Origin of the sequence: Silvania confinis (assembly GCF_025564085.1) — a bacterium.
In the GTDB taxonomy this organism is placed as follows: Bacteria; Pseudomonadota; Gammaproteobacteria; order Enterobacterales; family Enterobacteriaceae; genus Enterobacter; species Enterobacter confinis.
Map to the genome: position 1 here is coordinate 789,923 of NZ_JAMGZJ010000078.1, position 11,346 is coordinate 801,268.

Sequence of the window (11,346 nt, forward strand, 5' to 3'; positions counted from 1 at the left end):
CCAGCTTGTGAAACGCTAATATTTGGCGGTTGCATTCAAAAATTTTGCAGGCAGAAAATGTGGTCAGAATATTCTCTTGAAGTGGTGGATGCCGTCGCGCGCAACGGCAGTTTCAGCGGCGCGGCGCAGGAGCTACACCGGGTGCCTTCCGCCATCAGCTATACGGTGCGTCAGCTGGAGGAGTGGCTGGCGGTGCCGCTGTTTGAAAGGCGTCACCGGGATGTGGAGCTAACGCCAGCCGGGGTGTGGTTTCTTAAAGAAGGGCGCTCTGTTATCAAAAAAATGCAGATCACCCGCGAACAGTGCCAGCAGATTGCCAACGGCTGGCGAGGCCATCTGTCGATTGCCGTCGATAATATTGTGCGCCCCGAACGCACCCGTCAGATGATCGTCGATTTCTATCGCCATTTTTCTGACGTGGAGCTGCGGGTGTCCCAGGAAGTCTTCAACGGCGTCTGGGATGCGCTGGCGGACGGCAGGGTAGAGATGGCGATCGGTGCGACCCAGGCCATTCCGGTAGGGGGGCGCTATGCGTTTCGCGATATGGGGACGCTAAGCTGGAACTGCGTGGTGGCCAGCCACCATCCGCTGGCCGCGATAGCAGGGCCGCTCAGCGATGATACCTTGCGCAACTGGCCGTCGCTGGTGCGCGAAGATACCTCGCGTTCTTTGCCGAAGCGCATCACCTGGCTGCTGGACAACCAGCGGCGGATCGTGACCCCGGACTGGGAGTCGTCAGCGTCCTGTCTCTCTGCCGGGCTGTGCGTGGGGATGGTGCCGGCGCATGTCGCCCGTCCGTGGATTGACAGCGGCAAGTGGGTGGCGCTATCGCTGGAAAACCCGTTCCCGGATGCCGCCTGCTGCCTGACCTGGCAGCAAAACGATATTTCTCCGGCCCTGGCGTGGCTGCTGGATTATCTTGGCGATAGCGAAACGATGAATAAAGAGTGGCTGCGGGAGCCAGAGATACTGGCTCCCGGTGAGGCTTAACGGCGGTAGTCGCGGAAAGGACCATCCGCGACCGAGCGGCGTTCAATCAGGCGCGGATGCACCTCAATTGAGTGGGACTCTTCGCGCTTGCTGACGATACGATCCAGCAGCATATTAAAGGCCGTTTCCCCCAGTGAATCTTTTGGCTGGTGGATGGTGGTCAGCGCCGGGGTAAAGAAGCGGGCGTTTCGCACGTTGTCATAACCGATCAGCGAAATATCCTGCGGTACGCGCAGGCCCATTTCGTCGGCAGCGCATAGCGCGCCCATTGCCATAATATCGCCGCCGCAGAAGATTGCCGTCGGACGCGGGGTCTGGGAGAGGATCTGCTGCATAGCGCGGTAGCCGGATTCCGGCTCAAAGTCACCCTGCACGATCCAGTTTTCCGGAACAGCGATCAGCGTCTCTTCCATCGCTTTCATAAAGCCTGCCAGACGACCGGCACCGGTGTTGCGCTCCAGTGGCCCGGGGATCACGCCAATTTCGCGGTGGCCGCGTTCGATAAGATACCGTCCGGCCATATAGCCGCCCTCAAAGGCGTTATCGATCACCGAGTCGGTAAAGTCGGCCTTGGCTTCGCCCCAGTCCATTACTACCATCGGAATATTGCGATACTCCTCCAGCATGGTGAGCAGCGATTCCGGGTATTCGGAACACATCACCAGCAGGCCATCCACGCGCTTTTGCGCCATCATCGACAGATAGGCCCGCTGCTTCTCGAGGCTGTTCCAGGCGTTGCCCAGAATCAGGGTGTAGCCTTTCTGGAAGCAATTCTTCTCTACGGCTTCAATAATTTCCGCAAAATAGGGCGCTTCGCTGCTGGTCGCCAGTAAGCCGATCGTCTTGGTGTGATTCACTTTCAGGCTGCGGGCCACGGCACTCGGAGAGTAGTGCAGCTCTTTAATCGCCGCCCAGACGTTGTTGCGCGTCTCTTCCGCGACAAAGCGCGTTTTGTTAATCACATGTGATACGGTTGTAGTGGAAACGTTTGCGAGTTTCGCCACGTCTTTAATTGTTGCCATCAGATGTCACTCCAGACCATATCTAAGCTCCTGAAAAACCAATAGGTAAACGTTTGCCTTCACTCGCCCTAATTGCGCAATTTGAATTGCGGTACGCCGGGAAAACGACACAGGACGTCAGGAGGGGGTCAATGGCCGGTACGCTAATAAATTTAGCGTGGAATTTTGTCTGATCTTGACCAAAAGGGGAAGAACAAAAACGGTAATCCACCTAAAACCCGCAAGATTTTTACTGTGAACTGTGCAAAAATGAGCAAGCTCACTCTTCATGGGGTGATTAAAAGGAGAAAAATTGATGAGTACCGATCTTAAGTTTTCACTGGTGACGACCGTTATTGTTCTAAGTTTGATCGTGGCGAGTGCTTTTACTGCTGCGCTGCACTGATCGACACGGGGGAGCCTGCTCTCCCTCGTTTCTCCCGCTTGATTGTTACGCCTCCTGCAATAATCTTTTGCCAAAATGTAAACTTCTCATTTTTTGTGATTGATGTCATGCTTTCGCCTTCATTGTTCTGTGTCGCCTGACGACACGGTGTCTGGAGTCGAAGTATGAAAATCAATTTTCCCCTGCTGGCCCTCGCGATTGGTGCGTTTGGGATTGGCACCACTGAATTCTCCCCGATGGGACTGTTACCGGTGATCGCCCGGGGTGTGGATGTGTCTATTCCCGCCGCAGGGATGCTGATCAGCGCCTATGCCATCGGTGTGATGGTGGGGGCACCGCTGATGACGCTACTCCTCTCGCATCGTGGTCGTCGTAATGCGCTGATCTTCCTGATGGCGATTTTTACCGTCGGTAACGTGCTGTCGGCCCTCGCGCCCGATTACACCACTCTGATGCTGTCGCGGATCCTCACCAGTCTGAACCACGGGGCCTTCTTTGGCCTGGGTTCGGTGGTGGCCGCAAGCGTGGTGCCTAAACATAAGCAGGCAAGCGCGGTCGCCACCATGTTTATGGGGCTGACGATTGCCAATATTGGTGGCGTCCCGGCGGCGACCTGGATGGGCGAGGTGATTGGCTGGCGAATGTCGTTCCTGGCGACCGCGGGGCTTGGCGTGGTGGCAATGATCGCGCTGTTCTTCTCGCTGCCGAAGGGCGGGGCGGGTGAAAAGCCGGAGGTGCGCAAGGAGCTGGCGGTGCTGATGCGCCCGCAGGTGCTGTCTGCTTTACTGACTACGGTGCTGGGTGCCGGAGCGATGTTTACCCTCTATACCTATATTTCGCCGGTGCTGCACGACATCAACCAGGCGACCCCGGCCTTTGTCACCGCCATGCTGGTGCTGATCGGCGTCGGGTTCTCGCTGGGCAACTATCTTGGCGGCAAGCTGGCGGATAAGTCGGTGAACGGTACGTTGAAGGGCTTTTTACTGCTGCTGATTGTGATTATGCTGGCGATCCCATGGCTGGCGCGCAATGAGGTCGGTGCGGCCATTGCGATGGTAGTGTGGGGCATGGCGACCTTCGCCGTGGTTCCGCCGCTGCAGATGCGCGTAATGCGCGTCGCCAGCGATGCGCCGGGGCTGTCGTCGTCGGTGAATATCGGTGCCTTTAATCTGGGCAATGCACTCGGCGCGGCGGCAGGTGGGGCGGTGATCTCCAGCGGAATGGGATACAGCTTTGTGCCGGTGATGGGGGCCATGATTGCGGCGCTGGGGTTGATTCTGGTGCTCGCGTCCGGCCGGAACCAGCCGGAGCCGGTTCAGGCCACCGAATAACGGAAATACCTGCCCTGCTGGATAACCCGCAGGGCAGAGGATTAACGGATGGTGTTAGCTTTCATCACCCGGCGCGCGCCAACGTAATGACGCTGCCAGTAATCTTCGCTCAGGGAGGTTATCTGGATATCCTGACCGCTGCGCGGGGACTGGATAAATTTGCCATTGCCGACATACACGCCGACGTGATCGGCCGTTCCGCGACCCTGGGTGCGGAAGAACACCAGATCGCCGTTTTCCAGTTCACTACGGGTGACCGGAGACGCATCGCGCAGATGATACATTTCGTTGGCAGTGCGTGGGATACGGAATTTGACCAGATCTTTATACGCGTAATAGACCAGACCACTGCAGTCGAAACCGGTACGCGGGGAAGACCCACCCCAGCGATACGGTTTGCCAATCTGTCCCATCAATTTATTTAACGCCGTGCTTTGCGCTTTTTGCACCCGGACTTTATGTGCGGCGGCAAGGGTGGTGGGTTTGCTGGTTTTTACGCAGTGCGCTTTGTGGCCTTTACGGGTGGTGCATTTTTCTGTCACAACGCGTGAAGCCGTTTGTGCGGCTCGGTTGGCATTGCGGGGGGAATTTTTGCTTTTCTTGCTGGAGGCGGTTTGCGGTGTTTTCGCGAGGGCTTTCTTTGCGGTGCTCTTTTTGATGGTGCTTTTTTTACTGCTGCTCTCTTTTTTAGTGGTCTTGCTGGTCGCGCTTTTTTTCTTGGGTTCGGTTGCTTTCGCCAGATGCGTTTTATGCGCGACAGAAGACCGCGCCTGCTCTGAGGCGTTAGCCAGCGGCGTGAAAGAGAGAGTCGAAAAAAGCAAAGCACAGAGCGTGATCGAGAATTTATTTATTCGCGCCACTGGGCAGTCCCCTGGTAATTGCTGGCATGAATAATGCCGGCAGGTGATTTACAAAACTTGTCGATTCTAATCTATAAAAAGCCCCGACGGTAATAAACTTTTTGCATCTAAAACTGCGTTTTGTAATCGAGTGCAAAAAAAATAATCATTCTTTTGCTGGGGTGGTCATTCCCTGAACAAAATTACACCTGGATAGGTAACGTGCATTAATAATGCATCTTTTACCTGCGCGCGGTAAAATAATAAACGTGACGAAAATGTTATTTTCCGTTGTCGGTCTGAGACGCTACAATGTCAGACGATTGCCGTAACAGAAGTTTAAGGAAGCAAGACATGAGCGCTACTATTGAAAAAATTCAGCAACAAATCGCTGAAAACCCGATTCTCCTGTACATGAAAGGTTCCCCAAAGCTGCCAAGCTGCGGTTTCTCCGCACAAGCAGTTCAGGCGCTGTCCGCCTGTGGTGAACGTTTTGCTTACGTTGATATTCTGCAGAACCCGGATATCCGCGCTGAGCTACCAAAATACGCTAACTGGCCAACCTTCCCACAGCTGTGGATTGACGGTGAACTGGTCGGCGGTTGCGATATCCTGATCGAAATGTATCAGCGCGGTGAACTGCAGCAGCTGATCAAAGAAACTGCAGCGAAGTACAAATCTGCAGAGCCAGACGCAGAGTAATTTCTCGCGCACTGGATACAAAAAAGCGACCACTAAGGTCGCTTTTTTTATGCTTCGGATTCCGCTTCCGGCAGCGGCCAGCCGCCGAGGCGTTTCCAGCGGTTAACAATTTCGCAAAACAGCTCGGACGTGCGTTCAGTATCGTACAGGGCAGAGTGCGCCTGCGTGCCATCGAAGGCGATACCCGCTGTGAGACAGGCTTTTGACAGCACGGTTTGTCCCAGCGCCAACCCGCTCAGTGCTGCGGTATCGAAGGTGACGAACGGGTGGAACGGATTGCGCTTGAGCGAAGCACGCTCGGCAGCGGCCATCATAAAGCTGTGATCGAAGGTAGCATTGTGCGCCACCATGATCGCCCGATTGCAGTTCTGATCTTTCATGCCCTTGCGCACCATTTTGAAAATAGCATGCAGCGCGTCATATTCGCTGACCGCCCCGCGCAGCGGGTTCGTCGGGTCAATGCCGTTAAACGCCAGTGCCTCGGGCTGCAGATTGGCCCCTTCAAAAGGTTCGACGTGGAAATGCAGCGTGGAGTCCGGCAGCAAATTGCCCTGTTCATCCATTTTCAACGTGATGGCGGCAATTTCCAGCAGCGCATCGGTTTTGGCGTTAAATCCTGCGGTTTCAACATCAATGACAACAGGATAAAAACCACGAAAACGGTCGCACAGACCGGTAATTTGAGCGTTATCGGACATCTGGATCTCTTACAAGGGGAAAAAAGCAGAGCGCATTATGGCAAATTTTAGAACCGGATGCAGTAAAACAACGGGCGCATCGCGCGCCCTGGAGGATCAGTTGCCCAGACCGCGACCGGCGTCTTTGGCTTCAATCAGTTCGATCTTATAACCGTCAGGATCTTCAACAAAGGCGATAACCGTGGTGCCGCCTTTAACCGGGCCCGCTTCACGGGTGACGTTGCCGCCGTTGCTGCGGATGCGCTCGCAGGCTTCGGCTGCGTTATCCACTTCAAGGGCGATATGGCCGTAGGCGGTGCCCAGCTCGTAGCTATCAACACCCCAGTTATAGGTAAGTTCGATAACCGCTTCATCGCTTTCCTGGCCGTAGCCGACAAACGCCAGCGAATATTTGTATTCCGGGTTTTCGCTGGTGCGCAGCAGAGTCATGCCCAGCACATTGGTGTAAAACTCGATGGAACGTTGCAGGTCGCCAACGCGCAGCATGGTATGAAGTAAGCGCATATAATCCTCTTTGCTTTTATCATCTTGAACAGAAACGATGTTTTAGTATAGCGGCGAATCGTCGCCGCTATCAATGAAGGGATTATAAAGAAGGGTAATCGGTGTAACCTTCCGCACCGCCGCCGTAGAAGCTTTCCGGGCGCTGTGGGTTCAGTTCGGTCTTACGCTCAAGACGTGCCACCAGATCCGGGTTCGCGATGTAGGCGCGGCCAAAGGCCACGGCGTCGATCAGCCCTTTGTTGATCAGGTCTTCGGCTTTTTCTGGCGTGTATGCGCCTGCACCGATGATCACGCCCGGGAAGCGGTCACGCACTTTCTGACGGAACGCATCAGAGTAAGGCTCGCCACCAGCCCAGTCTGGCTCAGACATGTGCAGATAGGCGATGCCACGTTTAGCCAGCTCTGCAATCAGGTACAGGGCATCGGCTTCTTCGTTCGGGCCATTATCCGTGTTCTGGAAAGAGCCGATTGGCGAGACGCGAATACCAATGCGATCGGCACTCCACTCCTGAGAAACCGCATTCACCACTTCCAGCACCAGACGGGCACGATTTTCGATGCTGCCGCCGTACTGATCGCTACGCTGGTTAGCAGAAGGTGACAGGAACTGGTGGAGCAGGTAGCCGTGCGCGGAGTGCAGCTCGACCATGTCGAAACCCGCTTCACGGGCATTGGCAACGGCCTGGCGGAAATCGTTGACGATACCCGGGATTTCGTTCAGCTCCAGCGCACGTGGCGTGGAGGTATCCTCGCGGGTCGCAAGACCATTTTCATCGCGCAGTGAGGTGCGGGTTCCCGCATTGAGCGCAGAGGCAGAAACCGGGGCCTGGCCGCCTGGCTGCAGGCTGTTGTGCGAGATACGTCCGGTATGCCACAGCTGGACCGCGATACGACCGTTTTCAGCATGAACGCCCGCAGTGATTTTCTTCCACGCGGCGATCTGCTCCGGGCTGTGCAGGCCCGGTGCGCCAGCGTAGCCTTTGGCCTGGGCAGAAATCTGCGTAGCTTCAGAGATGATAAGACCAGAGCTGACGCGCTGGCGATAATATTCACCCATCAGTGGCGTCGGGATATCACCCGGTTCGATGCTGCGCAGACGGGTGAGGGGTGCCATAAAGACGCGGTTAGGTGCTTCGATTGCGCCCACTTTAAGCGGGGTAAATAATTTTTCGGCTGACATAGTGGCTCCTGAATAGACCGGTCGACTAGTAATAGGTGAAATAAAAACGCCTGTTAAACGTCAGGCGTTGTAATGATGTTCTTAACGTGGGCCAGCGCGCTTTCCAGCGGCAGCGAACTGCGGGACATTTTGGCCTGCAGATTCGCCCCCAGCCACAGGGAGTAGAGCACCTGTGCCTGCGCGAAGGATTCGCCGATAAAGACCAGTGACTTTTCATCACGGCCTTTCTCCAGCGCCTGTGCCAGCAGGGCGATCACCTCGGTGGCGCCTGTATGCATTGCCGAGCGCATATCTTCTGACAGATCGCACACTTCGGCAGACAATTTAACCGTCAGGCAACCGCTGATCAGGCCCTGTTGACAGAACTGGGTCAGCGCTTCCTGATAGTAAGCCAGAACACGATCGCGATAATTTCCTTCACCATGAGCGAAGTGGTTGGCAAGACGCTGATGGTAGCCCGCAAAATGGCGCTCCAGCAGGGCCACGCCAAACGCCTCTTTCGAGCGAAAGTAGTGGTAAAACGACCCCTTCGGTACGTCGGCGGTTTTGAGCAACTCGCTCAGCCCCATTCCGCTAAAGCCCTTGTGCATGCACAGACGCTCGCCGGTTGCCAGCAGGTGTTCGCGTGTATCGTGTTCAGTATGCTTATTCATGCGGTCAATGTAATAGACCAGTCGGTCTAATGCAAGCGTTATGTTCGACGACAGTGGGTGAGGAGATCCATCTGCGGCTGATAAACCGTCGACTGGATGTTCATCATTCCCAGCACCGTGGAGAACAGATTGTCCTGCGACACGGCTTCTTTCCTGGCCTGGTCGCGCAGGCACTGCTCATCGACGCGGTAGTTCTGGCGATAGTCCTGCGACAGCCAGAACATAAACGGAATATGGGTCTGCTGCTCCGGTGCCAGCATATAAGGCGTGCCATGCAGGTACAGGCCATTTTCACCCAGCGACTCGCCATGATCGGAGAGATAAATCAGCGCCGTACTCATCGTCGGTTGCCGGGCTTTCAACATGTCGATGGTTTTACTCACCACGCTGTCGGTGTACAGAATCGTGTTGTCGTAGGTGTTCATCAGCCGCTGATGGTCGCAGTTCTGGATCTCATTCGTATCGCAGGTCGGCGTAAAGCGGCGGTACTGCTCCGGGTAGCGTTGATAATAGGCCGGACCGTGGCTGCCCATCAGGTGGATCACCACCACGCTGTCCTGCTTCAGGCCGTCCAGCACGTTATCCAGGCGCCAGAGATTGGCGTCATCAAGACAGGAGTTGTTTTTGCACAGCGCGTCCAGCTTCCACTGGGTCATGTCGGTGTGCGGGATACGGTCGCAGGCGCCTTTACAGCCACCGTCGTTGTCCCGCCACTGCAGATTTACCCCGGCATGGGCCAGCACGTCCATTAACCCTTCCTTATGTCGGGCCAGGTCGGCGTCATACTGTTTGCGCGGCATCCCAGAGAACATGCACGGCACCGAGACAGCCGTTTCTGTCCCGCAGGAGGAGGCCTGCGGGAAGTTAATCACGTTCTGTTTTTTCAGCTCCGGGTTGGTCTCCCGTTCGTAGCCGTTCAGGGAGTAGTTCTGCGCCCGGGAGGCTTCCCCGACCACCAGCACCAGCACGGTCTTTTTCTGCTGCTTCAGCACAAGCGGGCCTTTATGCGCATCTTCCCCCAGGCGGATTAACGTCTGATCGCCCGCAAACCAGCGCGCCTTGCTGTACTTCGCGATGGCGCTGACGTAGTTGGCCGGGGTGACCATTTTGACGATGCCTTTATTGTTGCGGAACAGCGAGGCGTAATCTTTGTAGAACACGGCCGCCACCAGAATGATAATCAGCAGGCTGGCGAGGATCGCCGCCACGCGCATCAGCAGCGTTTGCCAGACTTTGCCCGGCTGGATGCGGATAATCGCCAGAACCGCCGAAGGGACCAGACCGGCCACCGCCAGCCACAGCACCAGCTGCGGGGTGAGCAGGGCGGTGGCCTCCTGCGAATTGGTTTCGAAGACGTTGACCATCATATTCTGGTCAATCACCGCCCCGTAAGTGAACATAAAATAGGTCGCGGCGGCACAGCCCAGGGTGAGCAGTACCAGCAGCGGCTTGCGGATCAGCGGAATATTCAGAATGCTGAATACCATCACCCAGCCGCAAAACAGCACCACGGGCACCGTCAGGGCAAAGAGATAATCATGCAATCGGGCCGGGGCGATCACCGCCCAACTGCGTTGGATAAACAGGGCGTTTAACAAGGTAAATAACAGCGCACATCCCAGGGTGAATGTTACATCGTTACACTGTAACTTTTTAATCAACAGCTTCATCAGCAGAACCATTCATTACTTTGATGACGCGAGTATAGGGAGCGAAGATTAGTGAAACCTTAATGCGCATTTCTGCGGTTGACGTCTTGCGTTAGCCCGGCTTAAGGTCTTCACTTTACGGTAATCATGGGTAGCGGGGAGGTGGGTGTGGCTGAACAACTGGAGTTCTTTCCCGTCCAGAGCCCGTGCCGGGGTATTTGCCAGTCGGATGAACGGGGCTTTTGTCGCGGCTGTATGCGCAGCCGGGAAGAGCGTTTTAACTGGCAATCTATGAGCAATCCGCAGAAACAGGAGACATTGCGTCTGTGTCGCCAGCGTCTGCTGCGCAAAATGCGCGCAAACAGAGCCTCCGAAACCGAAGAACCGCAGCAACCCTCACTGTTTTAGCCCCGTAAATGCGTATACTCACCCCAGTCTTTTTTAGAGGAAATTGCTATGGTTCAGCGTATTACCCTTGCCCCACAGGGCCCGGAATTCTCCCGTTTTGTGATGGGCTACTGGCGTCTGATGGACTGGAACATGTCAGCTCAACAGCTGGCGAGCTTTATTGAAGCGCATCTGGATCTGGGGATCACCACCGTCGATCACGCCGATATTTACGGCGGTTATCAGTGTGAAGCGGCCTTTGGCGAAGCGATGAAGCTGGCACCCGCCCTGCGTCAACGCATGGAGATCGTCACTAAATGCGGCATTGCCACCACCGCAAAACCTGACCATGCCCTCGGCCACTACATCACCGACCGCGATCATATTATTCAGAGCGCCGAGCAGTCGCTGAGCCACCTGGCAACGGATCACATCGACCTGCTGCTGATCCACCGCCCGGATCCGCTGATGGATGCCGACGAGGTCGCAGAAGCGTTCCTCGCCCTGCACCAGAGCGGTAAAGTGCGCCATTTTGGCGTGTCCAACTTTACCCCGGCGCAGTTTGCCCTGCTCCAGTCGCGTCTGCCGTTTACCCTGGCCACCAATCAGGTCGAGATTTCGCCGGTGTACCAGCCGCTGCTGCTGGACGGCACGCTGGATCAGCTGCAACAGCTGCGCATTCGCCCAATGGCGTGGTCGTGCCTCGGCGGTGGACGTCTGTTCAATGACGAAGCCTTCCAGCCGCTGCGCGATGAGCTGGCGCAGGTGGCGCAGGAGCTGAACGCAGAAAGCATTGAGCAGGTAGTTTATGCGTGGATCCTGCGTCTGCCTTCGCAGCCGCTGCCGATCATTGGCTCCGGTAAAATCGAACGCGTGCGTTCCGCGCTGGCGGCAGAGCAGCTTCAGATGACCCGCCAGCAGTGGTTCCGTATTCGTAAAGCTGCGCTCGGTTACGACGTGCCGTAAATCTGCATTCATTTGACTGCCCGGTGAAATCATTGCCCCT

Annotated in this window: 13 protein-coding genes; 6 read left to right on the forward strand and 7 right to left on the reverse strand. The window is 55.9% G+C overall.

From position 1 onward, the window contains the following. The first annotated feature begins 57 nt into the window (after window positions 1–57). Window positions 58–990, forward strand: a complete 933-nt coding sequence (punR, locus tag M8013_RS21670) for a DNA-binding transcriptional activator PunR (RefSeq protein WP_271269817.1) — start codon at window positions 58–60, stop codon at window positions 988–990. On the opposite strand, the gene purR is transcribed toward punR, so the two are convergent. Beyond that, a complete protein-coding gene (purR, locus tag M8013_RS21675; protein ID WP_271269818.1) occupies window positions 987–2,012 on the reverse strand; it encodes an HTH-type transcriptional repressor PurR in 1,026 nt (341 codons plus the stop codon). The two genes, punR and purR, sit on opposite strands and share 4 nt — an antisense overlap. 295 nt (window positions 2,013–2,307) lie before the next feature. On the opposite strand from purR, the gene cydH reads away from it, so the two are divergent. Both cydH and M8013_RS21685 read left to right on the forward strand, forming a co-directional pair. Next, entirely contained in the window at window positions 2,308–2,397 is a 90-nt protein-coding gene (gene cydH / locus M8013_RS21680) for a cytochrome bd-I oxidase subunit CydH (RefSeq protein WP_271269819.1), read from the forward strand. A 164-nt stretch (window positions 2,398–2,561) separates the two neighbouring features. Next, window positions 2,562–3,728: an MFS transporter gene (locus tag M8013_RS21685; protein ID WP_271269820.1), complete on the forward strand. Its 1,167-nt coding sequence runs from the start codon at window positions 2,562–2,564 to the stop codon at window positions 3,726–3,728. A 41-nt stretch (window positions 3,729–3,769) separates the two neighbouring features. On the opposite strand, the gene M8013_RS21690 is transcribed toward M8013_RS21685, so the two are convergent. Beyond that, on the reverse strand, window positions 3,770–4,588 hold the full coding sequence (locus M8013_RS21690) for a C40 family peptidase (RefSeq protein WP_271269821.1): 819 nt from the start codon (window positions 4,586–4,588) through the stop codon (window positions 3,770–3,772). Window positions 4,589–4,921: 333 nt separating this feature from the next. Here M8013_RS21690 and grxD point away from each other — a divergent pair, with 333 nt between their 5' ends. Then, entirely contained in the window at window positions 4,922–5,269 is a 348-nt protein-coding gene (gene grxD, locus M8013_RS21695) for a monothiol glutaredoxin 4 (RefSeq protein WP_271269822.1), read from the forward strand. A 47-nt stretch (window positions 5,270–5,316) separates the two neighbouring features. On the opposite strand, the gene rnt is transcribed toward grxD, so the two are convergent. From rnt to eptA, 5 genes are all read right to left on the reverse strand, one after another. Further along, window positions 5,317–5,967 carry a ribonuclease T gene (gene rnt / locus M8013_RS21700; protein ID WP_271269823.1) on the reverse strand — a complete coding sequence of 217 codons (651 nt, stop codon included), beginning with the start codon at window positions 5,965–5,967 and terminating at the stop codon, window positions 5,317–5,319. A gap of 96 nt (window positions 5,968–6,063) precedes the next feature. Then, on the reverse strand, window positions 6,064–6,471 hold the full coding sequence (gloA, locus tag M8013_RS21705; RefSeq protein WP_271269824.1) for a lactoylglutathione lyase: 408 nt from the start codon (window positions 6,469–6,471) through the stop codon (window positions 6,064–6,066). Window positions 6,472–6,553: 82 nt separating this feature from the next. Continuing rightward, entirely contained in the window at window positions 6,554–7,651 is a 1,098-nt protein-coding gene (nemA, locus tag M8013_RS21710) for an alkene reductase (RefSeq protein WP_271269825.1), read from the reverse strand. Window positions 7,652–7,704: 53 nt separating this feature from the next. Beyond that, on the reverse strand, window positions 7,705–8,304 hold the full coding sequence (locus M8013_RS21715) for a TetR/AcrR family transcriptional regulator (RefSeq protein WP_271269826.1): 600 nt from the start codon (window positions 8,302–8,304) through the stop codon (window positions 7,705–7,707). A 38-nt stretch (window positions 8,305–8,342) separates the two neighbouring features. Continuing rightward, complete coding sequence (gene eptA / locus M8013_RS21720) at window positions 8,343–9,974, reverse strand: phosphoethanolamine transferase EptA (RefSeq protein ID WP_271269827.1); 1,632 nt, start codon at window positions 9,972–9,974, stop codon at window positions 8,343–8,345. Window positions 9,975–10,100: 126 nt separating this feature from the next. On the opposite strand from eptA, the gene M8013_RS21725 reads away from it, so the two are divergent. Continuing rightward, window positions 10,101–10,361: a DUF1289 domain-containing protein gene (locus M8013_RS21725; RefSeq protein WP_271269828.1), complete on the forward strand. Its 261-nt coding sequence runs from the start codon at window positions 10,101–10,103 to the stop codon at window positions 10,359–10,361. A gap of 48 nt (window positions 10,362–10,409) precedes the next feature. Further along, window positions 10,410–11,306: an aldo/keto reductase gene (locus M8013_RS21730; RefSeq protein WP_271269829.1), complete on the forward strand. Its 897-nt coding sequence runs from the start codon at window positions 10,410–10,412 to the stop codon at window positions 11,304–11,306. The last annotated feature ends 40 nt before the right edge of the window (window positions 11,307–11,346 follow it).

Coding starts and splice junctions, on each gene's coding strand:
- punR (WP_271269817.1), top strand. CDS start 58: ATGTGGTCAGAATATTCTCTTGAAGTGGTGGATGCCGTCGCGCGCAAC.
- purR (WP_271269818.1), bottom strand. CDS start 2,012: ATGGCAACAATTAAAGACGTGGCGAAACTCGCAAACGTTTCCACTACA.
- cydH (WP_271269819.1), top strand. CDS start 2,308: ATGAGTACCGATCTTAAGTTTTCACTGGTGACGACCGTTATTGTTCTA.
- M8013_RS21685 (WP_271269820.1), top strand. CDS start 2,562: ATGAAAATCAATTTTCCCCTGCTGGCCCTCGCGATTGGTGCGTTTGGG.
- grxD (WP_271269822.1), top strand. CDS start 4,922: ATGAGCGCTACTATTGAAAAAATTCAGCAACAAATCGCTGAAAACCCG.
- rnt (WP_271269823.1), bottom strand. CDS start 5,967: ATGTCCGATAACGCTCAAATTACCGGTCTGTGCGACCGTTTTCGTGGT.
- gloA (WP_271269824.1), bottom strand. CDS start 6,471: ATGCGCTTACTTCATACCATGCTGCGCGTTGGCGACCTGCAACGTTCC.
- nemA (WP_271269825.1), bottom strand. CDS start 7,651: ATGTCAGCCGAAAAATTATTTACCCCGCTTAAAGTGGGCGCAATCGAA.
- M8013_RS21715 (WP_271269826.1), bottom strand. CDS start 8,304: ATGAATAAGCATACTGAACACGATACACGCGAACACCTGCTGGCAACC.
- eptA (WP_271269827.1), bottom strand. CDS start 9,974: ATGAAGCTGTTGATTAAAAAGTTACAGTGTAACGATGTAACATTCACC.
- M8013_RS21725 (WP_271269828.1), top strand. CDS start 10,101: ATGGGTAGCGGGGAGGTGGGTGTGGCTGAACAACTGGAGTTCTTTCCC.
- M8013_RS21730 (WP_271269829.1), top strand. CDS start 10,410: ATGGTTCAGCGTATTACCCTTGCCCCACAGGGCCCGGAATTCTCCCGT.